General features: G+C 45.6%; 25 protein-coding genes. 7 read left to right on the top strand and 18 right to left on the bottom strand.

Annotated elements, in window-relative coordinates; translation table 11 throughout:
• Positions 1 to 62: 62 nt before the first annotated feature.
• The gene (locus tag RS891_RS09380) at positions 63 to 1,112 is read left to right on the top strand and encodes an HD-GYP domain-containing protein (protein ID WP_113051684.1); all 1,050 of its coding nucleotides are present in this window, start codon (positions 63 to 65) and stop codon (positions 1,110 to 1,112) included.
• A 140-nt stretch (positions 1,113 to 1,252) separates the two neighbouring features.
• On the opposite strand, the gene RS891_RS09375 is transcribed toward RS891_RS09380, so the two are convergent.
• From RS891_RS09375 to RS891_RS09335, 9 genes are all read right to left on the bottom strand, one after another.
• Positions 1,253 to 1,384, bottom strand: coding sequence for a YjcZ family sporulation protein (locus RS891_RS09375; RefSeq protein WP_208642727.1), 132 nt, complete (start codon positions 1,382 to 1,384; stop codon positions 1,253 to 1,255).
• 108 nt (positions 1,385 to 1,492) lie between these two features.
• Positions 1,493 to 2,212 (bottom strand): M23 family metallopeptidase, encoded by a 720-nt coding sequence (locus RS891_RS09370; protein ID WP_113051683.1) that lies wholly within the window; start codon positions 2,210 to 2,212, stop codon positions 1,493 to 1,495.
• Between the two features lie 244 nt (positions 2,213 to 2,456).
• Positions 2,457 to 3,854, bottom strand: coding sequence for a Fe-S cluster assembly protein SufB (sufB, locus tag RS891_RS09365; protein ID WP_062319997.1), 1,398 nt, complete (start codon positions 3,852 to 3,854; stop codon positions 2,457 to 2,459).
• Positions 3,855 to 3,874: 20 nt separating this feature from the next.
• Positions 3,875 to 4,306, bottom strand: coding sequence for a Fe-S cluster assembly sulfur transfer protein SufU (gene sufU, locus RS891_RS09360; RefSeq protein ID WP_063564289.1), 432 nt, complete (start codon positions 4,304 to 4,306; stop codon positions 3,875 to 3,877).
• The gene (locus RS891_RS09355; RefSeq protein WP_099854758.1) at positions 4,296 to 5,516 is read right to left on the bottom strand and encodes a cysteine desulfurase; all 1,221 of its coding nucleotides are present in this window, start codon (positions 5,514 to 5,516) and stop codon (positions 4,296 to 4,298) included. The genes sufU and RS891_RS09355 overlap by 11 nt, the downstream gene beginning before the upstream one ends.
• A complete protein-coding gene (sufD, locus tag RS891_RS09350; protein WP_315795147.1) occupies positions 5,513 to 6,817 on the bottom strand; it encodes a Fe-S cluster assembly protein SufD in 1,305 nt (434 codons plus the stop codon). Before sufD ends, RS891_RS09355 begins: the two co-directional genes overlap by 4 nt.
• 24 nt (positions 6,818 to 6,841) lie before the next feature.
• A complete protein-coding gene (gene sufC, locus RS891_RS09345; protein WP_062833524.1) occupies positions 6,842 to 7,624 on the bottom strand; it encodes a Fe-S cluster assembly ATPase SufC in 783 nt (260 codons plus the stop codon).
• A gap of 371 nt (positions 7,625 to 7,995) precedes the next feature.
• A complete protein-coding gene (locus RS891_RS09340) occupies positions 7,996 to 8,571 on the bottom strand; it encodes a DUF1802 family protein (protein ID WP_079696573.1) in 576 nt (191 codons plus the stop codon).
• A 127-nt stretch (positions 8,572 to 8,698) separates the two neighbouring features.
• Positions 8,699 to 9,160, bottom strand: coding sequence for a Dps family protein (locus RS891_RS09335; RefSeq protein WP_315795146.1), 462 nt, complete (start codon positions 9,158 to 9,160; stop codon positions 8,699 to 8,701).
• A 299-nt stretch (positions 9,161 to 9,459) separates the two neighbouring features.
• Here RS891_RS09335 and mtnK point away from each other — a divergent pair, with 299 nt between their 5' ends.
• Both mtnK and mtnA read left to right on the top strand, forming a co-directional pair.
• Positions 9,460 to 10,677 (top strand): S-methyl-5-thioribose kinase, encoded by a 1,218-nt coding sequence (gene mtnK, locus RS891_RS09330; RefSeq protein WP_315795145.1) that lies wholly within the window; start codon positions 9,460 to 9,462, stop codon positions 10,675 to 10,677.
• Between the two features lie 22 nt (positions 10,678 to 10,699).
• Positions 10,700 to 11,773, top strand: coding sequence for an S-methyl-5-thioribose-1-phosphate isomerase (gene mtnA, locus RS891_RS09325; protein WP_315795144.1), 1,074 nt, complete (start codon positions 10,700 to 10,702; stop codon positions 11,771 to 11,773).
• Positions 11,774 to 11,945: 172 nt separating this feature from the next.
• On the opposite strand, the gene RS891_RS09320 is transcribed toward mtnA, so the two are convergent.
• Positions 11,946 to 12,248, bottom strand: a complete 303-nt coding sequence (locus RS891_RS09320) for a YunC family protein (protein WP_017689545.1) — start codon at positions 12,246 to 12,248, stop codon at positions 11,946 to 11,948.
• A gap of 231 nt (positions 12,249 to 12,479) precedes the next feature.
• Here RS891_RS09320 and RS891_RS09315 point away from each other — a divergent pair, with 231 nt between their 5' ends.
• Entirely contained in the window at positions 12,480 to 13,058 is a 579-nt protein-coding gene (locus RS891_RS09315) for a hypothetical protein (protein ID WP_315795143.1), read from the top strand.
• A gap of 145 nt (positions 13,059 to 13,203) precedes the next feature.
• Here RS891_RS09315 and RS891_RS09310 read toward each other — a convergent pair whose 3' ends face one another.
• A complete protein-coding gene (locus RS891_RS09310) occupies positions 13,204 to 13,590 on the bottom strand; it encodes a DUF423 domain-containing protein (protein WP_315795142.1) in 387 nt (128 codons plus the stop codon).
• A gap of 279 nt (positions 13,591 to 13,869) precedes the next feature.
• Between RS891_RS09310 and RS891_RS09305 the strand changes: the two genes are divergently transcribed.
• A complete protein-coding gene (locus RS891_RS09305; RefSeq protein WP_113051677.1) occupies positions 13,870 to 14,346 on the top strand; it encodes a hypothetical protein in 477 nt (158 codons plus the stop codon).
• Between the two features lie 119 nt (positions 14,347 to 14,465).
• Positions 14,466 to 15,314: a DegV family protein gene (locus RS891_RS09300; RefSeq protein ID WP_315795141.1), complete on the top strand. Its 849-nt coding sequence runs from the start codon at positions 14,466 to 14,468 to the stop codon at positions 15,312 to 15,314.
• Positions 15,315 to 15,448: 134 nt separating this feature from the next.
• Here RS891_RS09300 and pdaA read toward each other — a convergent pair whose 3' ends face one another.
• Positions 15,449 to 16,228 carry a delta-lactam-biosynthetic de-N-acetylase gene (pdaA, locus tag RS891_RS09295; protein ID WP_076289863.1) on the bottom strand — a complete coding sequence of 260 codons (780 nt, stop codon included), beginning with the start codon at positions 16,226 to 16,228 and terminating at the stop codon, positions 15,449 to 15,451.
• A 157-nt stretch (positions 16,229 to 16,385) separates the two neighbouring features.
• Positions 16,386 to 16,784, bottom strand: coding sequence for a hypothetical protein (locus RS891_RS09290; RefSeq protein WP_053780509.1), 399 nt, complete (start codon positions 16,782 to 16,784; stop codon positions 16,386 to 16,388).
• Between the two features lie 148 nt (positions 16,785 to 16,932).
• Between RS891_RS09290 and cysC the strand changes: the two genes are divergently transcribed.
• The gene (cysC, locus tag RS891_RS09285) at positions 16,933 to 17,571 is read left to right on the top strand and encodes an adenylyl-sulfate kinase (RefSeq protein WP_315795140.1); all 639 of its coding nucleotides are present in this window, start codon (positions 16,933 to 16,935) and stop codon (positions 17,569 to 17,571) included.
• Between the two features lie 132 nt (positions 17,572 to 17,703).
• Here cysC and RS891_RS09280 read toward each other — a convergent pair whose 3' ends face one another.
• Genes RS891_RS09280 through RS891_RS09260 form a run of 5 tightly spaced genes read right to left on the bottom strand, consistent with a single transcriptional unit; the run spans position 17,704 to position 22,521 of the window.
• Positions 17,704 to 19,608 carry an ABC transporter ATP-binding protein gene (locus RS891_RS09280; RefSeq protein WP_315795139.1) on the bottom strand — a complete coding sequence of 635 codons (1,905 nt, stop codon included), beginning with the start codon at positions 19,606 to 19,608 and terminating at the stop codon, positions 17,704 to 17,706.
• Between the two features lie 3 nt (positions 19,609 to 19,611).
• On the bottom strand, positions 19,612 to 20,808 hold the full coding sequence (locus RS891_RS09275; RefSeq protein WP_113051673.1) for a nucleotidyltransferase domain-containing protein: 1,197 nt from the start codon (positions 20,806 to 20,808) through the stop codon (positions 19,612 to 19,614).
• Positions 20,792 to 21,274: a lasso peptide biosynthesis B2 protein gene (locus RS891_RS09270; protein WP_113051672.1), complete on the bottom strand. Its 483-nt coding sequence runs from the start codon at positions 21,272 to 21,274 to the stop codon at positions 20,792 to 20,794. Before RS891_RS09270 ends, RS891_RS09275 begins: the two co-directional genes overlap by 17 nt.
• A 3-nt stretch (positions 21,275 to 21,277) precedes the next feature.
• Entirely contained in the window at positions 21,278 to 21,577 is a 300-nt protein-coding gene (locus tag RS891_RS09265) for a lasso peptide biosynthesis PqqD family chaperone (protein WP_113051671.1), read from the bottom strand.
• Complete coding sequence (locus RS891_RS09260; RefSeq protein ID WP_113051670.1) at positions 21,574 to 22,521, bottom strand: aldolase; 948 nt, start codon at positions 22,519 to 22,521, stop codon at positions 21,574 to 21,576. Before RS891_RS09260 ends, RS891_RS09265 begins: the two co-directional genes overlap by 4 nt.
• Positions 22,522 to 22,656: the final 135 nt, after the last annotated feature.

The raw sequence follows: 22,656 nt of genomic DNA, 5'->3' as shown, positions 1-22,656 counted from the left end.
ATTTTTTTCTTGTTATTATAATCATATGTGTCGATATTAGTCGAGGAAAAGGTGGTTTATACGTGAGAGTGCATGTTACTGATCTTAAAACTGGCGACCTGTTAAAAAATGATGTGTACAACAGTTCGGGTCTCCACATGCTGATGAAAGGTTCCACACTCAGCGACGATGATATTGCCAAGCTGCTGCAGCACGGAATCGATTACGCAGATGTAGAACATACAACATCTGACCTACACTCTGATGCACAAACCTTACCTTCCGATCAAACCCGTCTGTTAACTAATCTGTTTAACGATACGATCAAAGGTACAGAATCTCTATTTGAACAAGCGATGGAGAAGGGTTTTATTGATGAGACTCAGGTCGATGAAATTTTGATAACTTTAACGGGACAGCTTGAAAAACAAAAGGACGTTGTCTCCTTGCTGCTGATGCTTGACGGAGATAACGACTACACCTACAACCATTCCTTACAAGTCGGAATGCTCGCTTTTTATATCGCCGGCTGGATGGGTTACAACCCTGAGGAGTGTCTAACTGTAGCCAAAGCAGGATATCTTCACGATATTGGCAAGTCCAAGATTCCTTCTGAAATTTTACATAAGCCGGGCAAGTTAACGCCCGAAGAATTCGAAGAAATGAAGAAACATACGTTATATGGTTATGAGATTGTTAAAGAGTCCACACAGGACGAGATCCTTGCAACCGTTGCCCTCCAGCATCATGAGCGTGAGGATGGAAGCGGCTACCCTTACGGACTGAAAGGGGACGAGATTCATCCATTTGCCCGTATAACGGCTGTAGCCGATGTTTACAGCGCGATGACGACCACTCGGGTGTATCAGACCAAGCAGGAACTAATCTCCGTGCTATGCGAATTATACAGCCTCAGCTTCGGTCAGTTGAATGCTGAAGTTACGCAGGAACTCATCAAACATATGCTACCCAATTTTATTGGCAAAAGGGTTTTGCTCACGACAGGCGAAACCGGTCTAATTGTCTTGAACAACCCCGCGGATTACTTCCGCCCACTCGTTCAAACCTCTACAACCTTCATTGATTTAGCGAAGGAAAGAGATGTAGCTATCGTTGAAATTTATATCCAGTAAGCATTAGCATTCAGGTATGTGCTGCAGCAGTTAGAGCAATCCAAGTTCAAGAGAACATGTCATACGTGTACATGCTTTACAAGTAAAAAAAGGGAGCCACTAAGGCATCCCTTTTTTTATTCTTATTCGTTTTTATCCAATTAAACGCAGAATGCTTTAGTGATGATAACCAACAGAATGAACAGTACCAAGATCGCACCTGTGTTGGTGAACATATTGTATCCGCCTACGCCGCCTACATTGCCACCACAGCCATATCCAACTTCGCTCATGTGATTGCCTCCTCTTCATCAGGTATACCCTAACATATGACGTTTGCGTTTGGATGAACCGGGCGAACTGGCAACATTCAATAAATGGTTGTCTGCCTGCTTTGCCAGTTAACTTGAGGAGGTGGAAGAGACCTTAATGCCCTTCTCCTTACGATACATGATGACAAGCAATCTCCAAAAGTCATAACTGCCTGTCTCGTTATTTATATACGATTGGTAATAATGATAAGCTTCCTCAGCCCAGGACGGACAAGCCATACTTGAAATGTTTTTCTGCTGCTGAATCCAGGCCGACTGGGATTCCAGCATCTTCTCAATCGCTGTTAACCGCTCTCTCTCCTCCGTCGTCATTGGGGTTCCCTCCTGTCCTTCAACCGTTGAACTATATTCAGATTGCAAGTAGATTCCTGGATCAACAACACCACTTTCACTAGCCGTGTATCCATACGAAGGGGAGCTAGTTTTGCGTACCTCATAATGCACATGCGGACCCGTGCTTTCGCCTGTACTTCCCTGATTACCAAGAAGTTGTCCTTGTTTCACTTGCTGCCCAACTTTTACTGCAATTCGGGAAAGGTGAGCATAACAATGCAAGTAGCCCCTATGATCCTGCACCGCAACCGTAAGCCCGTAGCCACCGAATCCTGAGCCTGTAGCACCTTCTGAAGCAAAGCGTACAGTCCCGTCCATAAATGCATGTATGGGCCCATTCCATGGCTCTGTGACGAGATCGATTCCGCGATGAAATGTCTGACCGCCAGAAATAGGATGGATTCGGTAGCCAAATGAACTTGTAACCCGATATCCCTTAAACGGATTTATGCTCATGTATTCACATCCTTTTCTATCATTAGATGCTTAAATCTAGTAAATGGCTTGTGCTATTGATCATATATTATTACAAATAAACCCGGGATAGAGCATTCAAGTGTGTTTCTACTGCAATAAAAAAAGATCGAGGGATAAACTCCCTCGATCTTTCTTGATTCTCTATATAGGTCGCGTGAAACTAATACAGCATAACTTCGCCACAATCAGAATCGACGTTTTGAGACGTGCAAGGGCAGTTGGATTAACCAATAGACCCTTCCATTTCGAATTTAATCAATCTGTTCATCTCTACCGCATATTCCATCGGCAGTTCCTTCGTGAACGGTTCAATAAAGCCCATGATGATCATCTGTGTTGCTTCTGCATCAGTCAAACCACGGCTCATCAGGTAGAAGAGTTGATCTTCGGACACTTTGGATACCGTAGCTTCATGCTCCAGCATGATGTTATCATTCATGATTTCATTGTAAGGAATGGTATCGGATGTGGACTCATTATCCAGAATGAGTGTATCACATTTGATATTGGATTTTGCACCTTCCGCTTGGCGACCAAAGGAAGCCAGACCACGGTAAGTTACTTTACCACCATGTTTACTGATCGACTTGGATACAATCGTTGATGTTGTATCTGGAGCCAAGTGAATCATTTTCGCGCCTGCATCCTGATGCTGATTTTTACCAGCTACAGCGATGGACAGAACCGAACCTTTAGCTCCGCGGCCTTTCAGTACAACTGCTGGATATTTCATCGTCAGTTTGGAACCGATGTTGCCATCAACCCATTCCATCGTTGCGTTTTCTTCAGCAACAGCACGTTTGGTAACCAGGTTGTAGATGTTTGGTGCCCAGTTTTGAATCGTTGTGTAACGAACACGGGCATTTTTCTTACAGATGATCTCAACAACCGCACTGTGCAGTGAGTTTGTGCTGTAGATTGGAGCTGTACAGCCCTCTACATAGTGAACGAAGCTGTCTTCGTCTGCAATGATGAGTGTACGCTCGAATTGTCCCATATTTTCGGAGTTAATCCGGAAATAGGCTTGCAGAGGTACTTCACATTTTACGCCTTTAGGTACGTAGATGAAGCTTCCTCCGGACCAAACGGCACTATTCAATGCAGCAAATTTGTTATCTGCTGGTGGAATAACAGTTGCGAAATATTCACGCAGGATTTCTGGATGCTCTCGAAGTGCAGTATCCGTATCCATGAAGATTACGCCCTGATCTTCCAATTCTTTTTGCATGTTGTGGTATACAACCTCGGACTCATATTGAGCCGATACACCTGCGAGGAATTTTTGCTCCGCTTCAGGGATACCCAGTTTATCAAAAGTTTCCTTGATTTCGGAAGGTACCTCTTCCCATGTTTTCCCTTGTTTTTCAGAAGGACGAACATAGTACTGAATATCGTTGAAATCCAATCCGTCGAGATCTCCGCCCCATTTAGGCATCGGCATTTTTTCGAATTGTTTCAGGGATTTCAAACGGAATTCCAACATCCATTCCGGTTCATTCTTGATTTTGGAAATCTCCGTTACGACTTCTGCAGTCAGACCTTTACCGGTTTGAAAGATGGATTTGTGTTCGTCGCGAAAACCGTATTTATACTCTTCCATTTCTGGTGCTTTTTTAGCCATCTTGCTCTACCTCCCTATCGTTATTGTACATTGTCCTCTTCGTCAATTCCTTTGCGTAGTGCATTCCAGGCCAATGTGGCACATTTGATGCGTGCAGGGAACTTGTTCACACCGGATAGGGCTTCGAGATCTTCATAATCGTCGAAATCGACTTCTTCCCCTTTCATCAGTGAGGAGAAGCGGTTAGCCATGTCGAGTGCCTGATCCATCGTTTTGCCTTTGACTGCCTCGGTCATCATTGATGCCGAGGACATGCTGATGGAACAACCTTCCCCCGTATACTTGGCTTCCTGAACGATTCCGTCTTTCAGCAAAAGTTGCAGTGAAATCCGGTCGCCACACGTTGGATTGTTCAAATTCACCGTGACAGCTTCATTATCAAACGTTCCGCGGTTACGCGGGTTTTTGTAGTGGTCCATTATGACACGCCGGTACAGATCATCAAGTTGCATCGCCAAAATACTCCTTTGTCTGGATTAAGGCGCTGACAAGCCGGTCCACATCTTGTTCATTATTGTATAGATAGAAACTGGCACGAGCTGTTGAACTGACTTCCAGCCAGCGCATCAGAGGTTGGCAGCAGTGGTGTCCGGCACGAATGGCTACGCCACTCGCATCCAGCACAGTTGCCACATCATGCGGGTGTACATCACCGAGGTTAAATGTAACCACTCCGACATGACGCTTGGCTGGGCCATAAATGGTCAGTCCGTCAATCTCGGCCATACGTTCCGTTGCATAAGCTGCCAGCACACTTTCATGATGAGCAATCTCATCCATGCCAATCTGCTCCAGGAAATCGATAGCAGCGCCCAATCCAACCGCACCTGCGATAATCGGTGTTCCGCCTTCAAATTTCCAAGGAAGCTCTTTCCAATTGGATTCATAGAGACCCACATCATCAATCATTTCACCGCCGAACTCAACCGGCTCCATGGACTCCAGCAGCGCCTTTTTGCCGTAAAGTGCACCGATTCCGGTTGGTCCGCACATTTTATGGCCGGATAATGCGTAGAAATCACAATCCAGATCCTGCACATCCACCTTCATGTGCGGTGTGCTCTGTGCGCCATCCACAACGATGACAGCACCTTTGCGGTGTGCAATTTCAGCGATTTGTTTTACTGGATGAACAACACCCATAACATTGGATACATACGCGATTGCTACAATTTTGGTATTGTTCGTAATCGTCTTCTCCACATCAGCCAAATCAATGTTGCCATCCGGCTGGAGCGGAATGTATTTTAATGTCGCACCCGTTTCCTTAGCTACCTGCTGCCATGGAATCAGATTGCTATGGTGTTCCATCTGCGTAATAACAATTTCGTCGCCTTCTTTGCAAACTGAGCGTCCGTAGGACGAAGCCACCAAATTCAGAGCGGTCGTTGTCCCACGGGTGAAAATAATTTCCTGCGTGCGCCGCGCGTTGATAAACTTGGCAACCTTCTCACGTGCGCCTTCATAAGCATCCGTTGCACGGCTTCCAAGCGTATGAACACCACGATGCACATTGGAGTTCTCATATTCATAATAATGTTTAATCGCTTCGATTACAGCCAGCGGCTTCTGGGAAGTCGCTGCGTTATCTAGGTATACGAGCGGGTGTCCGTTGATTTCCTGGTGGAGGATCGGGAACTGCTCGCGGATAGCCGGGTTCATTGTCCCAGTTTCCGTTCAATGAGAGACTGCAATTGGGTACGCAGTGCTTCCAGAGGAATATCCGCCACCACCGGAGCCAGGAAGCCGTAAATGATCAGGCGTTCCGCATCCGTACGGTTAATCCCGCGCGACATCAAGTAATGAATTTGCTCCACATTGACTTGACCTACAGAAGCCGCGTGACCTGCTGTTACATCATCCTCATCAATGAGAAGGATTGGGTTGGCGTCTCCACGTGCTTTCGGGCTCAGCATCAGTACTTTCTCTGTTTGCTGTCCGTCCGCTTTGGTAGCACCTTTCTCAATCTTCGTGATTCCGTTAATGATTGCAGAAGCCTCTTCACGCATAACTGCACGTGTAATCATCTGACTTGGCGTGTTTTTACCAAAGTGACGAGCTTCTGTTGTGTAGTTCAGTTTTTGGGAACCGGAACCTACTGCGATCACTTTGGAATCGGAGCTTGAGCCATTCCCTTTAAGAACCGTCATCGTGTTGCTTGCAGTATCACCGTTGTTCATCTCACCAACAATCCACTCGATCGAACCATCGTTCTCCACCACTGCACGGCGGAAAGAAACATCAGTAACATTCGTGCTCAATTGGTGAACTGATGCGAAACGGACTTTGGCACCAGCTTTCACGAATACTTCCACAACACCGTTATGGAACACAGGTGAAGACAGTTCGCCAGATACATAGTTATCCACATAAGTAACGGAGCTGTTGGACTCAGCAACGACAAGCACGTGCGGTGCAAATGTTGCAGTAGCATCATCTGTGAGCAGTACCGCTTGCAGCGGAACTTCAATCTCTACGTTTTTCGGAACATAGAGGAATACCCCGCCATTCCAAAGTGCTGCATGCAGAGCGGCAAGAGAATGCTCATCTGCTTTTACAGCCGTATTCAGATATGGTTTTACCAAATCGCTATGATCGCGAACTGCTGTAGCCAGATCTGTGAAGATAACTCCTTTTGCTGCAAGATCAGCAGACAACTTGGAATATACCGTACCGGAATTACGCTGGATAACCAGACTGCCTTCCGCTTGGTCCTTAACCAGATCTTTTATAGAAACTGGTACTTCCTCAAGGGAAGCAATCGCTTCACTAGCTTTATACGTGCCGTACTCGCTGACATTCCAGCGTTCGATTTTTTGTTTTTCCAGTTTAGGAAGCGCAAGCCCACTTGCTAGCTTAAGGGCTTCGAGACGCTGCTCGGTCAACCAGCCGGGTTCATTGTTGCTTTCCGACAAGGCGCGAAGCGCTTCAGATTCAACCGGAAGAATTGTTTGTGTAGTCATTGATTATCCTCCTCCGTTTTGTCTTTACGCTTCTTGACCTACAGTTTCGTCTGTGATTCCCAGCTCTTCCTTAACCCAGTCATATCCTTCAGCCTCAAGACGGTGTGCCAGTTCAGGTCCACCAGACTTCACGATACGACCTTGCATCATTACGTGTACATAGTCAGGAGTAATGTAGTTCAACAGGCGTTGGTAGTGAGTGATGATCAGGAAGCCGCGATCTTCGCTCTTCATTGCGTTTACACCGTTTGCCACGATTTTCAGAGCATCGATATCCAGACCGGAGTCAATTTCATCGAGTACTACGATTTTTGGATCAAGCAGCATCATTTGCAGAATCTCGTTCCGTTTTTTCTCACCACCGGAGAAACCTTCATTCAGGTAACGGTGAGCAAATTCAGGATTCATGTCGAGTTCTTTCATTTTACCTTCCATTTGGCGAATGAACTTGATCAGAGAGATCTCGTTGCCTTCACCACGACGTGCGTTGATTGCGCTACGCAGGAAGTCGGAATTCGTTACACCAGCAATTTCACTCGGGTATTGCATAGCCAGGAACAGACCAGCACGAGCGCGCTCGTCTACAGCCATATCCAGTACATCCTCACCATCAAGTGTAATCGTACCGTCTGTTACTTCATATTTAGGGTGCCCCATAAGTGCAGAAGCCAGTGTTGATTTACCAGTTCCGTTCGGACCCATGATTGCGTGGATTTCTCCACCTTTCATTTCCAGGTTGATGCCTTTCAGGATTTCCTTACCTTCGATCGTCGCTTTCAGACCTTCAATGACGAAATTCGTAGCCATGTGTATTGTTTCCCTCCATTGATTAAATTGATGTTTACTGTCGAAAACGAAAAAGCACCTATTAATATCTGAACAGGGCTTCCCCTGAATTTCTCCTGTACTCCAATCTCCAAAGCAAGAATCACTTTAGAATAATTCTAAACTGATTCTCAATGATTATCAAGTCATTTCCTAAGAACTCTTGTCCCTTACAGGAAACATTATTCTATCTGATTCTATAATAAAAGCCAGATTGAATCAAATGACAAAACTTCTTCGTCATAAATAGACAGTGAGAAAAATCACAGGAATTCAACCTTTTATCAAATCTGATCCTATCAACCGAAAAAGGACCTATCCATATCATGGACAAGTCCTTCCGATAAATAACATTACATTTTGAGCGTCTCGTTAATCTTCTGTACCTGTTCGTCAAAATCCGCAACGTCCACCACCGGCGTCATTTCGCGCGGCACCGGACCATTCGGAATGGAAATCCAAGAACGGCATCCGTTATATTCAGGTAATACTGGAATCTCCATCGGTTCCTTCAAACGGTACACTCGGAGTATCAATACATGGAGGGGATCTTTGCGTTTCCACTTTAGGCGGTCTTCGGCAAAATCCGCAGTCCACATATGAAAGTCAAGAAGTCGATCCAGCATCTCCTGATCTCTGATCTCCAAATCCTGTGTCACTTCAGCATATGCTGTGAGACGGATCGTCGAAGCTTCAGGCACCCATTCGGCCAGTGATTCCTCAACATAGAAATGATCAGAGGACTTTATCAGTTCTTTACGCTGATGTTCATAAGTCGGATACAGATAGAACGCTGGACTTTTCAACTCAAAACGTCGGGTTTCCTCCACAATCCCACCTTTGCGCATCACCATAACCTGGCGACCCGTTTCCAGTGCTTTGATTGCGGAGGCCCATTCTTTTAATGCCGGTATCGTTGTGCCTATCATAACGTTCTCCTCCCCAAGTCAGTCTTGTCAGCAGTATAGACGCTTGGCGCTATCCTGACAACGTGAAAGTTAGGTTGAAGTAAATGTATGTTTTATAAGGCAGCAAACTCGGTAAGTGAGAGTGGAATTAGCCCAAGAAAGAGCGCAGCATCCACATATGTTTCTCCAGATCAGCCTTGAAGCCTGTCAGCATATCAGATGTCGGTTGGTCTTCCGCAGCTTCCGCTACTTCAATACCTTCTTGGTACTCGTTCGACAATGTAGCAAAATCCTCGATCAGATTCTGTACCATTGTGTTGGCATCTTCGCCACCAGCAGCCTCTTGGATAGAGGACAGCTCAAGATAGTCTTTCATTGTAGCCGCAGGGCTGCCTTTGAGCGTAAGAATACGTTCAGCGATTTCATCCATTTGTACAGTTACTTCATTGTAGAATTCTTCGAATTTCACATGCAGTGTGAAAAAGTTAGGTCCTTTTACATACCAGTGATAGTTATGGATTTTAACATACAGGACGTTCAGGTTTGCCACCTGACGATTAAGTACTTGTTCCACCGATTTTGCTTGATTTGTTTTGTTTTTTGTAGCCATCTTAATCCCATCCTTTTATTATAAAATTAGTCTGACATTCACTTGATTCAGGTTGACCTGAATGTGAATGACAGAGATTTAACATTTCGGCACCGCCTTAATGCGGAGAGCCTTGTCGCGGTATTTCTATCAACCGTCCGGCCTATTTGTTTTTACCCGTACACCCGAAGTTCGAAACAAGTCCGGTATAGGCTGTCTCAAAAAAAGGGTACAAAATCACCGTTATTTCCGATATACTGACATATACCAAGCAAAGAAGTGGGTTTTCCTGTTTCTTCATATATATGGAGGTGGCATTCTTGTCCCAATATCGCCCTTTTACACCCCAGGATGCAATCGAACTGGCCAAAACATTACCGGGTCCGTTTGCGGCAGATGCGAAACTGGAATGTCGTGAGATCGGTGACGGCAATCTGAATTTGGTCTTCCATATCACGGATCAGAACTCCGATAAAAGTATCATTATCAAACAAGCTCTTCCTTATGCGAAAGTGGTCGGAGAATCATGGCCATTGTCTCTGGTACGTGCCAGAATTGAACGGGAAATTCTACAGGAAGAGTATCGTCTATGTCCGGGAATGGTGCCCGAAGTGTACCATTATGATGATGATCTCGCCTTAACCGTGATGGAAGATTTAAGTGATCATGTAATTATGCGTAAAGGCCTCATCGATGGCGGAACGTATCCTCTTTTTGCACAACATATTGGGGAATTCATGGCAAGAACATTGTTTTTCACGTCAGATCTTGGCATGAACCAGCAACTGAAGAAAGAGAAACAGGGCAGATTCGTCAATCCGGATCAATGTAAAATAACCGAGGATCTGATCTTTGATGAACCTTATCGCATTGCGGAGAAAAATAATTATGAGGCTGCCATTGAAGACGAAGCAGAAGCACTTCGTACTGATGCAGAACTCCATCTTGAAGTGGCTTTGCTGCGCGAGAAATTTCTCACCCATGGTCAAGCGTTACTTCATGGTGATTTGCACACAGGCAGTATTTTTGTCACAGCTGAATCCACAAAAGTTATTGATCCCGAATTTGCCTATTTCGGCCCAATGGGATTTGATGTAGGAGCGGTGCTTGCTAATCTGCTTCTCCACTACGCCTCGCTGCCAGGTCGAATCCATGATAAGATGGCTCTTCATGAGCGTGAAACGATATTGCTGGATATGGTTCGTGACGTATGGACTGAATTCGAATCCCGCTTCCGCAGCCTGTGGGCTTCAGATCTGGTTGATCCTATGGCTAAGGCACCTGGATACGAAGCTCATTACGTACAACAATTATTCAGAGATTCTGTTGGCTTTGCCGGCGCGAAAATGGTCCGTCGTATTGTTGGACTTGCGCATGTCGCAGATATCGATACGATTGAAGATGCAACACAACGTGAACGTGCTCAGCGCAAAGCGCTGGCAATCGGTAAAGCACTCATCAAGCGTAATCGCAATCTGAATACCATTGGTGAACTTCTAGATACAGTAGCTACTGCGGTTACTTCTATTAAAGTTTAACTCAAGGAACGGAGGAACATCCATGACAACCCCTGAACATCAGCCTCTGTCCTCCCTTATATGGAAACAGGACAAGCTTGAAATGCTTGACCAACGTCTGCTGCCTGAAACAATTCTGATGTTGAAACTGTACACGCCCGAGGAGGTATGGGAATCCATTCACTCAATGAAGGTACGCGGTGCTCCCGCAATTGGAATCGCTGCTGCATTCGGCGTCGTGCTCGGTGCCAAAGCATATGACGGACTTGCCGTACAAAGTTGGCTGGATCATGTAAAATCCATCTGTGCTCATCTTGCCACTTCCCGCCCAACGGCTGTAAACCTGTTCTGGGCGTTGGATCGTATGATGCAAAAAGCCAGTGATCTCGCTGAAGCCGGTGCAAACATCGAAGAAAACAATGCTGCTCTTGAAGCAGAAGCTCTCTTAATTCAGAAAGAAGACGAAGAAGTGTGCCGCCTTATCGGTGAAAACGCTCTTCCTTTGTTCGCAGACGGTATGGGTGTACTTACACACTGTAATGCAGGCGGACTTGCGACTGCAAAATACGGAACGGCGACTGCACCGATGTACCTCGCTCACGAGCGCGGCATTAACCTGAAAGTATTCGCAGACGAAACCCGCCCTGTCCTTCAAGGCGCACGCCTCACGGCCTTCGAGCTCCAGCAAGCCGGTATTGACGTTACTCTGATCTGCGACAACATGGCTGGTATGGTGATGTCCAAAGGCTGGATTCAGGCAGTTATCGTGGGTACAGACCGCGTTGCTGCCAATGGGGATGTAGCTAATAAAATCGGAACTTACAGCGTAGCGGTCCTTGCCAAAGCGCACAATATTCCATTCTATGTAGCCAGCCCGCTGTCCACTATTGACCTGTCTACGCCATCAGGCGATCTCATTCCGATTGAGGAACGTGCTGCGGAGGAAGTAACCGAAGGTTTTGGCAAACGTACAGCACCGCAAGGTGTAAAAGTATTCAACCCGGCGTTTGACGTCACTCCTAACGAATATGTAACGGCCATTATTACGGAAAAAGGCGTCGTTCGCGCTCCTTTCAAAGAGAATCTGGCTGCCTTGTTCGCCAAGGATGAAGCTTAATTAGTGGAAGCATGTTTTATCGTTTTTTAGAATGGGTTATAAAAAAGGGCTTCCCGATTGGGGAGCCCTTTTTTATTTTTGTAGATGATAATGTATTCGACGTTTAAATGAGTACAGATGTCATCGTAATCGACTTTGAATAGGGATTAATCATCCGTAATCATCCTTGTACTCAGATCATCTTGAGCAATGCTTCTACACCCGTCATGCCAACCGTAATGCCCATGGCTTCGGCTTCCGTTGTCACCGACTCCATAGGCGCATGAAGCAGCTGTTCCAATGTGCGCACGCCAACCGCCCGAGCTGCAATAATCTTGCGATCCCCAAGCTTCTCATTAAGTAATCCCACATCGAGTGCTCCGCACATGATATATCCTTTGGATGTATTAATCGTCAGTAATGTCGTTTTCGGCAGCTTAACCTCTACCCCGACCAACACATGCTCTCCAACCACAATCGGCTCCATCGTCACCATAATTTCCAGATACACCTCCTCTTGAACAGGTCACGATAATTGTATGCCTCATTCCGGATAGCCGTGTGGACACCTGCGGAAAAGGATTGGAAATGCATATGGTTGTACTTGAATTAGCCTAAGTGGCTCGCTCATTTTCTATGTCTCCAGCACTATGATTATTGCCATTTTAATGATATAGTGTATTGAAGCATGTTTTTGCTGACATATCTTTTAACGGGGCTGGGATGAATGAAAGAAACCATATCCAACGAAGAAGAAATCGGCTTTTTATTCAATGTCGATATTCTTATTAAGAGCCGCTCGAATGCATTGGCACTGCAGTCCCTGTTGGAGTTCATAAACAAAGAGGAACAAATTGCAGACTTCCGGATTCAATCCGGCATAGAGCTTGGCAAAATTATTGAAGTGACACTGCAGTCCAAAAAGGACTCATTCGCCTTTCTTCATAAAGAAAGAAAAAAATCACAATCCAATGCAAGACAGAAGAACTCTTCATTAAATCAAGCGACGGCTTCAACCGTTCCAGTCAAACCACAAAATGAAATCGAAACACCTGATTCCCAGAAAGCTCCTTCAACCGAAGCATCCAACACTACCAACGGAAATTCATTCGATGTATGGATTGATACCCTTATCAAAGAAAACCGTCTTACTCGGATCGTTGTGAACAACAAGAACGGACGGCATCAGAGCATTCCATGCCGAATCTTGAATTTTGATCGGGATACCAGCATTGTAAGCGTCTACCATGTGGATGAAAAACAAGTGTATACGTTCCGAACCAATGAAATTGATGAGTTTCTCTAACTCAATTAGCATTCAAACAAAAAGCAACTTACGGGGGAATTCGATAACATTTCCCAGGCAAGTTGCTTTTTTAGGTGTTCATTCGTGTAACAATGAACTGGTACATCGTAATTGATCCATAACTACGCCCAAATATTGCAAATCATCATGAGCGATCTTTTCCCCGCTGCCATACGTCTAGTGCTAATAACAACCATCCGACAATAAAGGCTACCCCGCCGATTGGCGTGATGGCTCCCAATATTTTAATACCTGAAATACTCAGTACATACAGACTGCCCGAGAATATAATAATTCCGATAAACAGCAAGCGTGCTGCCCACTTGAGCTTGGTGGACGGTCCAAGTTGACCCGCTGTAAGACCAACAATCAGCAGTCCGATTGCATGTATCATGTGGTACTGCACTCCGGTTTCATACACGGCTATGGCGTCTGCACCAATTTTTTCCTTGAGCATATGTGCACCAAATGCACCAATAGCTACAGAAAGCATTGTCAGCACAGCACCAAGCATCATCCATTTCCGTTGCATTTGCCTTCTCTCCCTTAATTCATCTCTTAACTATTTATTTTAGCGAATCCTTGCAGTGTTTACCAGCCAGTTACGATGCGAAGGCATTTATATGTCTGGTTATATATACTTTACTTCGCTTTTGCCTCAAAATCGACGAAAACTGGCGTTAAACCTTGATTTTTATCGATTTTTATGGAAAAGTAAAAAGGAATGCCTTCATTCTCTTGATGAGAATCATAATACCCTGATTAGGTTAATTACACTCATGAACACGATTAAGGGAGGGATACACCATTTATGGATAATCAAAATAACCAAAATAACCATCATCCGTATCAATCCGATTCCACTACGTATTACTCAGAACCCAATCATGATAATCTATTTACACCTTACCCCTCCGACCTTGAAGATCCATCCATGGGTCGATTGAAACATTCCGGGCCTGGTATTGCAAGTTTTGTGATTGGATTGGTCTCGATCATTGGTTACATGCTGACTTTAGTTATTGCCACAATGGCTATCAACAGTACAATTGGCGTCGTAACTACACCGATCCAAGTGGAAGAGATTGCATTACATCCAGCAGTTGTTCTGGCTTCTCTGGCTGTTCTGGTTTGTCTGATTCTTAATCTGGCTGGACTCATTCTCGGTGTGATCGGGCTCATTCTCAAAAATCGTAAAAAAGTCTTTGCTATCATCGGAACCATTCTCAGTGGAGTCATGATTCTGGCGTTTGCAGGGCTTATAATTGCAGGTATCTATATGATGTAGAAGCGTAAATCCGCTTCACATTTATTCTTTAAAAATGTTAATGGAATAACACTGATCCATCTGAACATGATTCATTTGATCATTCTATTGCCAAATTCTCGTATCCAAAGGAGATTGACATGTCACGAATCAAAATTTTCACGGACAGCACAAGTGATCTGGCCCCAGCATGGATCCAGCAGCACGATATCGGTATTATCCCTCTATATGTCGTGTTCGGTGAGGAATCACTGAAGGACGGTGCTGAAATTAAGCCGGAGCAGCTATATGAACGTGTAAGCAGGGATGGGCGTCTGCCCAAAACGGCTGCACCTTCACCTGCTGATTTCATGACGGCATTTCAACCTTACATAGAACAAGGGTTTGATATCTTATATATCAGCTTGTCCTCTGAACTTTCGTCAACTTACCAAAATGCAAGATTGGCCAGTTCCGAATTTCCGGAAGGTCGCATCTCTGTCGTGGATTCTCTGAATCTTTCTTCCGGGATTGGCCTCATGGTCATGAAGGCAGTTCATGCAGCAGAAAAAGGGCAAAGCCTGACGGAGATTACACTTCTCGTTGAAGCCATCAAACCAAATGTGCGAACTGAGTTTGTCATCGATACGTTGGAGTATCTGTACAAAGGTGGACGCTGCTCTGGCATGCAAAACCTGATTGGTAGTCTGCTCAAAATTCGCCCCGTCATTCGGGTAGCCGATGGCAAGATGTCACCTGCATACAAGGTGCGTGGCAAACGCGAAAAGGCTCTTGAACAAATGCTGCAAAACACACTTAACCATAAGGAACAGATCGACCGTGATCTCGTTATCGTCGTGCATACCATGGCCGAAGAAGATGCGCTGGATTTGCAAAAGTCTCTGCAGGAGCAGACTGGAGCACGAGTGGAATTAACTACGGCTGGCTGCGTTATATGTAGTCATTGTGGTCCCAAAACGATCGGTATCATTTATAACACGGTTCTATAAAAGACCTCTCATCACACAACGTGTTTCCTTAATGATTAAAATTATGTCTGCTGAACCCATCAAAGACCAAACCAGAAAGGGCACCCTAAGCTACCATAGCTCAGGATGCCCTTTTCTATTGTAAACATGTAAAATTAATAACTTTTTGTTTTCAGATCATTCAAACTTTTGAACGCATATCCTTGCTTACGTGCCTCATCAATGATGGAAGCAAGCGCCTCCGTGTTATCCTTCGACACAGAGTGAAGCAGAATGACTGCTCCCGGATGAAGCTGTTTCAGGACTTGCTGACGTGCATACTCTGTCCCACGTTGCACTTTGGTATCCCAATCTTTATAGGCAACGGACCAAAACACATTAACGTAACCTTGAGCGTGGCTCTCTGCAAGCGTCCGGTTGTTAAAAATGCCACGTGGTGGCCGCAAGAAGGTCGCTTGCTGTCCAGTCAACCGATTGACCTCAGATCGTACCTGATCAAGCTCTGTTCTTATTTTTTCATTGGAAACTCGGGTCATATCGGGATGGCTCCAGGAGTGGTTACCCACAATATGGCCTTCTGCCGACATTCGCTTCACCAATTCAGGCTGGTCTTTCAGATAATGTCCGGTGACAAAAAAAGCAGCCGGCACTTTTTTGTCGCGCAGAACATCCAATATAGCTGGCGTAAACCCATTTTCATAACCGTTATCAAACGTAAGATACAGCTCTTTCTGTTTTGTATCCCCCAGGAAAATGGCATCGTTATGCTGTAATATCTCCTTAAATCCTTCCTGATCAATGGAAGGCAACTGGCCATTTTGGCTCTTTTTGAAGCCAAAATGATATGCTCCATTTATTGGCGATGCTTCAGTATGTGCCGGTAATATACCGAACGTCAATACAGCCAGCAGCATGTAAAGAACCATTCGCTTCATTGCTATCCGCTCCTGTTCCTGAAAAATTCGGTTTGTCGTTTCCTATCACGAACACCTTCAGGTAATATGCCACAGGAACAGCTAATGTATGTAAATTCCGATTACAGATCGCATCACATACTTACACACCATGGAGCCCCAGTTCTCATTTCTCCGTTCAAAACCGTTTGTTATCTCGCTCAGGATGATGAAACAATTCAAGTAAGGTCTGAGGTTTTCCACTGGAAGCCAACCATTCTCTAACCATCTCTATGGCACGTGTCTGACCATCACCACTATCCCGCCAGGTTAACAGCTCAATTACTTTAATAATCAGGGCAGACATATTATGATTATCATGTTCAGAGCGATCAGCGCGCAATTTATGATATAGCGCCTCCTGTTCCCAATCAAGTAAAATCTCGTCACCAATGGTAGGCTTCATCAATGTGTATGCTCTACCACACTCTGAACAGCGAACCGCACTGACTTGCTCTTGAGCAAAGATTGCCCGAATATCCTGATCGCAATCCGCGCACTGGAAATATACCTGTATGTTGTGTATGTTATTGTTCATGTTGGTCTTCCTCCTGCTATGTATGTACTAAATCTATACCCGAATTGTCATCGATTCACGCTAAATTCCGTCAAATTCAGAAGGTGCTATAATCTTGTAAATATGTTAAAATATTATACATATCATAAGTAGGAAGAGGCGGATATCCATGTCAAAGGAAGAACGTAACATTACCTGGCAGCAATCCAGCTTAAACAGGCAGGACAGGGAGAAACATAACGGTCATCACAGTCGTGCCTTATGGTTCACCGGCCTATCCGGCGCAGGAAAGTCCTCGCTTGCATTTGCCCTGGAGCAGTATCTGTACGAAAAAGGGGTTCATTGTTACGTACTTGATGGGGATAACGTACGTCATGGACTGAATCGGGATCTTGGGTTCACGGTCGAGGATCGGCAAGAAAATCTGCGCCGGATTGGTGAAGTATCCAAGTTGATGGTAGATGCCGGGTTATTTGTTCTTTCCGCCTTTATCTCGCCAGATGCACAAGACCGGAATATGGTTAAACAGCTCTTTGAGGCTGATGATTTCATTGAAATTTATGTCCGTTGTTCGATCGAAGAATGCGAACGCCGTGATCCGAAGGGGCTTTACAAAAAGGCCCGCAGCGGTGCCATTCCACATTTCACAGGAATCTCTGCCCCTTATGATATTCCAGAAGATCCTACACTGATCATTGATACGGAAGAGCTGTCCATTGAAGAAGCCGTGCATGAAATTGTGCAACATCTGGAACGTGTTGGTGCTTTTCAACTGCCGCAGCCTGTTAGCAATGCCATTGTTCACTAGACGAAAAAGATAACCATGTTGAATTACTATTCCTCTTCCCTTCCTTTTCTTTTGCCGTACATACAGATCAAAGGCGCTGCCTCTAATGGCGCGCCTTTTTGCTTTGTTTTTTCACGAATTCACGGAGAAGTGTCATTGACCCACGACACCCGCCTGCATGTTCAACAGTTTGCTGAATGTGCCAACCGGATCAGTAGACAACTGTTGATAACCCCCTTGTTGGATCACCCGGCCTTCATCCAATACAATCACTCGATCCGCTGTTCGAATGGTGGATAATCGGTGGGCGATAACAATAACAGTCACATGCCCTTTCAGGTGTTCAAGAGCCTCATGAATATGTTGTTCGTTCTCACTATCCAGCGCACTTGTCGCCTCATCCAATACCAATACAGAAGGGTTCCGAAGCATAGCGCGGGCAAGCACCAAACGCTGACGTTCACCACCGGACAGGCGGATGCCCCGATCACCGATAATGGTATCCAGTCCTTGCGGAAGTTTGCGGACAAACGCTGCAGACGATGAGAACTGTAATGCCTGCCACATCTGTTCCTCACTGGCATTTGGATCAACCAGGCGCAAATTTTCACGAATACTTGTATGGAACAGAAAAGGGTCCTGAGAGACATATCCGATTGAACTTCTCCAGGCTAACAATCGATTCTCGGTTAACGGCACCCCATCCACCAAAATCTGACCACTCTCCGGACGTATGAGTCCCATAATCAGATCGATCATCGTGCTCTTCCCTGCTCCTGACTTGCCTACAATGGCCGTCATGCCTTTTGCAGGGATGGATGCATACGCTTCGTATAACGAGTAGGTATCGCTGCCTTCATAGCGATAATTCACTTGCTGACACTCGATAGACTCCTTTAGCACCAGGGGTTCAATGGGCAGCATATCGCTAGCTGTCTGCTGCTCATTCAGCATGGCCTGGGCCTTCATTCTGACCGAACGAGGACCGGGAACCGTTAACTCCTCATCATATGGTTCACCAGTATTAACCGTTTTTTCGCTAATCTCACGGCTTTTCTCGGTTTCTGTCTGTAACTCTCTCACAATCTGAAACGCGGGCAGCATCGAACTCATATACTCCAGATTGGATTGAATAGAAGTGAATCGTGGCCACAACCGTGAAAAGATCAGAATAATGAGCAATAAACTTGCCGGAGGGACAGCGAGTACATGTAGAGATAAATAGATAAAAGCAGCAATAATGACTGCCGCGGATATTCGATGAATCAATTGTGTGCCGCTGTTCAACTGGCTGAACTGAATCACGTTACGTTCAATTCGCCCACACATACGTTCAAACCAGCTAATATGTGATTTTTCGAGCATATTGCTCTTAATATCCTTGATTCCATTAAAGTGCTCTGTAATACCGTTATAATAGCTCTGAGAATATTCCGACGTCTGATCCCCAATTTGTTTTGCCCTTTTCACGAATTTTCTCAAGACAATAAACAATACCAATCCGCAGACCAGGACAAGGGCAGTTAACTTGGCAGACAACCAGAAGGCCAGGCCGATTTGAATGCCGGTGAAGATCAAGGAAGCCGCCATTTGCAGCATAATATTCGTGCCCTGACTGACACGGGCAAGTTCGGTCGTTAATATATGATTAAAGTCGGATTTTCGTTTTTGGAGAAAAAAAGACCACTGCGCCATAATGATGGCACGATAGGTTTCCATGCGCAGCGTTCGAACAAATTGCTGCTGAATTCGAGTGTTACGAATCGTCTGAAGACGTTGTAGCCACGCCTGTCCAGAGACAATGAGGACAAAGGTCAGCAGCACCAGCAGCAGCCGGCCATTTTCCGGAAAACGATTTAAAAATTCTGATATCCAGGGTAAGTGCAGACCTGTAGAACCCATTTCAAAAATACCAATAAGACTTAACATCGGAACGAGCATATATATGCCGATCCCTTCCATCAGACTAATGCAGATCATGCCCAACAGATTCCAATATAAGACTGGGCCCGTTACACGATGCAGCTTTCGCATAAAAAATTGCAGTTCCGAAATCATACGTTATCCCCTCTCCGTCATCGTGTTCCTTTTGATTCGCCGCCAGAACCAGAGAAACGGACGTAACGGAAAATACAAAAAATGCAGTGAACGCGGAAGCGGTAGTTGGTCTACATCCCAGGTACTCGGATACAAACGTTCAATAAAGAAAAACAGCTTCTGCCTTGTGCTTCGCAGTGCGAACAGATAGGAACGATAACTCTTTACATCTGCCGGGCTCTCAATCATCTCATTCATGAACACGACGCCGCGTCTGGCTAATTTCTCTCCCACACGTTCATGAGAAGACAACAAAGCAAGATAATTGGCATCCAAAGGGGTGTCCAGTAATACCGAAGCCAGATGAAGAGCTTGTGAACCGATAGATAATCTGCCTTCTGCTTTCAGGCGTCGCTCCACTTTTTTGACATCCAGTGGCATACTGCGAATCATCTGGTCGATATCCAGTAACCAACGCAGTCTGAACCACCCGTGTCTTGCGCCGTGCGTCACCAAATATGCCCACAGATCCTCCCTTTCCAGCATACGGACAGGCGTCTGGGTATAGGTGCTGAATCGACTGCGTTTCCACAGTAATTCAAAATCGGTTTCTCTTCCGGAATCCGGATTAAGCCGCCAATGGATCTCGACTTGGGTTCTTTTGACCGGGTGTTTGTAACAGATATGATGTTCCCGCCATTTCCAGCTAGCAACAGTTGGTGTTCTCTTACCTTCCTTCGATTCATAACCAAGCGATTCAAGAATCTCCTCCGCGAACTCCACATCATCAAAGGGAATAAGAATGTCCAGATCTTTAGAGGTTCGCAAGGAAATATCTCCGTATAAATCATGTGCCAGCGTGGGCCCTTTGAGCGTAATATTCCGAATGCCTCGTTCACGAAAAGCGCCACATACCTGCTCCATCTCGGCTGTTAGATGTAACATGCGGAACGTATTAGTTGTGTATTGCTGCTTCAGGTTCTCCACCACAAAAGCGGGAATAATCGCTGAATTCAACTCTTTTATTTTTAGATAGAGAACAGAGTACAGTCGATGATGATGGGCAAGCTGCAAAAAGAGCTGCCAGTCCATCCCCTTAATTCGTATTTGGGCGTCCTCAGGGGTTATTACTGTTAGATCGCCTTTAATCATGCTCAAAATCAGCTTAAGCTCCTGCGGAAAATCCGCTGTATATTGTTCCCACTCATGTATCGTAGACAATCTCCCCAGCTCCCTTCTCAGGACAACGCTTGCCAAACACGCCGACAACCGTATATTGGTCCATTGTATCTGCTCCAGTCACAATCAATTTCCCACTTCGCAGCCATGCATGAGCCATCATTTGACCTTGTTTATCCCGTGCAGTACCCATATATAGAGTACTCTCCACTTTACGGCGTTCCAGCATCTTCATCGCTGCGATTGCCATGACAAGGCAACGACTTTCCCATAATGTATACCTGCTGGCAATAAGAATAGCTTTAGAAATATTTCGTATTGTCGTCACATCACTACGATTGAGTCCCGTCACCGGCGTTTCGTACATGGGTGTACCGAGACTAGGGGCAATCCTGGCAAAAGGCATCGCCTTAAGTATTCGTGCCCATCCAAGGTGGACATAAGCTTCCCATACCAATCCACGAATTTCACGCGGCAATGAACGATATGCTTTTATTTTTCGCAACATGGTCTACTCTCCGCGGGTAACGTCAATTAATCCTTCATGCGTCAAATGCTCTAGAAATTGCACAACCTGCTCACGGCATATGTCTGGGCCTATCTCATATTCTGAAGCTAACACTTCAACCAATTCGGTCAATGTTCGTTCTTGACTGATCAGATCCCAGATTCGTCCACCCGTGCTGCCCAGATTATAATACTTACCGTTGTGGATGCTCATCATGACTTTTTCCCCACCCATGTCACTGACAAGATTGCCTTCCTTCCGCAACACACGGTCTTCCCCATTCATTGGCTTCGTTGCTGTCATTGTCCTGTATACACTCCTTTGCGTGCATGTTCTGTAATCCGGTCAGCCATCTCAAATGCGGTAAAATCAGAGCCTGACCTCGTGATTCTATAAACTTCAATACCGGCGGACAGCCGCGAGACCGTCTCGAACAGCCACTGTGCCAGACCCTGCCTGGAAACAAGTCCACTGCGAAATGTATGAGAGCACAGCATGTGAAGGCGTTCCAATCCCGCAACGTCCTTCAGTTGTACAGGTTTCAGCATCTCTTCCGGCTTCGGATCAAGTTCAAAAATAGCGGCAAGCGGAACAGGTTGATCATGAAAATAATGCTGAACCGGTATCGCGTATTTCGTAATTTCCGCATGAACCGTTGCGTAATCCTGTTCCTTCATGCCGAATCCGTCCAGACTAGGCTGCCATAACTTTTGCTGCGGATAACCCGGTGATACGATTGCTCTTCCTCCTGCATCCCATGTCAGTGCCACGACATCATCCGTTAAGAGTGGAAAGCCGCGTGAAGCAAGTGCAGCTGATAAAGTGGATTTGCCTGCACCCGAGTGTCCAACAAATGCATAAGCCCAACCATCAATGACTACCGCACTTCCGTGGAGTGGAAGAATGCCGCGCTGCATCATAATGACGGCCATACATGTACCCAGCACAAACAATCTGACCTTTTTGGCATCTGCTCCCGTTTGAGGGGATACTACGATACGGCGTCCTTGTTCCATGAGAAACAGGCCCACATCTTCGATACGAAAAAAAAGACTGCCATTTCGGGATACAAAGTTATCGCTCCCCACATCCCACTCTTTCCACTGTGCCGCCAAATCAGCTATTTCAATGTGTACGTCCGTATAGGCAGTTAGAGAATCTGTACCGCTCTGTACGATTTGGAGTTCAGGCATTGGGAATTGGCTCAACCAACGCAAGCCATACGCTTCATACTGCACAGGCAACAATGAAAGACTCCTCCTTCGCAATTCTGCATGTAAGTAAAAAAAGCCCTTATATTCGCACTGCTCAATATAAGGGCGGAGGCGAAAAGTTGGATTATTGCCCTTTCCGCCCTTCTAAGTATGATGGCACATGTTAAA

Origin of the sequence: Paenibacillus sp. BIC5C1, assembly GCF_032399705.1 — a bacterium.
In the GTDB taxonomy this organism is placed as follows: domain Bacteria; phylum Bacillota; class Bacilli; order Paenibacillales; family Paenibacillaceae; genus Paenibacillus; species Paenibacillus taichungensis_A.
The sequence above is the reverse complement of the archived record's forward strand: the minus strand, read 5'-3'. Positions and strand labels throughout refer to the sequence as shown.

Excerpts from the sequence above, each read along its gene's own strand:
- RS891_RS09300 (WP_315795141.1), top strand. The coding sequence starts at position 14,466 with ATGTCACGAATCAAAATTTTCACGGACAGCACAAGTGATCTGGCCCCA.
- sufD (WP_315795147.1), bottom strand. The coding sequence starts at position 6,817 with ATGACTACACAAACAATTCTTCCGGTTGAATCTGAAGCGCTTCGCGCC.
- RS891_RS09320 (WP_017689545.1), bottom strand. The coding sequence starts at position 12,248 with ATGGTGACGATGGAGCCGATTGTGGTTGGAGAGCATGTGTTGGTCGGG.
- RS891_RS09335 (WP_315795146.1), bottom strand. The coding sequence starts at position 9,160 with ATGGCTACAAAAAACAAAACAAATCAAGCAAAATCGGTGGAACAAGTA.
- sufB (WP_062319997.1), bottom strand. The coding sequence starts at position 3,854 with ATGGCTAAAAAAGCACCAGAAATGGAAGAGTATAAATACGGTTTTCGC.
- mtnA (WP_315795144.1), top strand. The coding sequence starts at position 10,700 with ATGACAACCCCTGAACATCAGCCTCTGTCCTCCCTTATATGGAAACAG.
- cysC (WP_315795140.1), top strand. The coding sequence starts at position 16,933 with ATGTCAAAGGAAGAACGTAACATTACCTGGCAGCAATCCAGCTTAAAC.
- pdaA (WP_076289863.1), bottom strand. The coding sequence starts at position 16,228 with ATGAAGCGAATGGTTCTTTACATGCTGCTGGCTGTATTGACGTTCGGT.
- RS891_RS09315 (WP_315795143.1), top strand. The coding sequence starts at position 12,480 with ATGAAAGAAACCATATCCAACGAAGAAGAAATCGGCTTTTTATTCAAT.
- RS891_RS09310 (WP_315795142.1), bottom strand. The coding sequence starts at position 13,590 with ATGCAACGGAAATGGATGATGCTTGGTGCTGTGCTGACAATGCTTTCT.
- RS891_RS09340 (WP_079696573.1), bottom strand. The coding sequence starts at position 8,571 with ATGATAGGCACAACGATACCGGCATTAAAAGAATGGGCCTCCGCAATC.
- RS891_RS09290 (WP_053780509.1), bottom strand. The coding sequence starts at position 16,784 with ATGAACAATAACATACACAACATACAGGTATATTTCCAGTGCGCGGAT.
- RS891_RS09305 (WP_113051677.1), top strand. The coding sequence starts at position 13,870 with ATGGATAATCAAAATAACCAAAATAACCATCATCCGTATCAATCCGAT.
- RS891_RS09370 (WP_113051683.1), bottom strand. The coding sequence starts at position 2,212 with ATGAGCATAAATCCGTTTAAGGGATATCGGGTTACAAGTTCATTTGGC.
- sufU (WP_063564289.1), bottom strand. The coding sequence starts at position 4,306 with ATGCAACTTGATGATCTGTACCGGCGTGTCATAATGGACCACTACAAA.
- RS891_RS09280 (WP_315795139.1), bottom strand. The coding sequence starts at position 19,608 with ATGATTTCGGAACTGCAATTTTTTATGCGAAAGCTGCATCGTGTAACG.
- sufC (WP_062833524.1), bottom strand. The coding sequence starts at position 7,624 with ATGGCTACGAATTTCGTCATTGAAGGTCTGAAAGCGACGATCGAAGGT.
- RS891_RS09265 (WP_113051671.1), bottom strand. The coding sequence starts at position 21,577 with ATGACAGCAACGAAGCCAATGAATGGGGAAGACCGTGTGTTGCGGAAG.
- RS891_RS09270 (WP_113051672.1), bottom strand. The coding sequence starts at position 21,274 with ATGTTGCGAAAAATAAAAGCATATCGTTCATTGCCGCGTGAAATTCGT.
- RS891_RS09375 (WP_208642727.1), bottom strand. The coding sequence starts at position 1,384 with ATGAGCGAAGTTGGATATGGCTGTGGTGGCAATGTAGGCGGCGTAGGC.
- RS891_RS09355 (WP_099854758.1), bottom strand. The coding sequence starts at position 5,516 with ATGAACCCGGCTATCCGCGAGCAGTTCCCGATCCTCCACCAGGAAATC.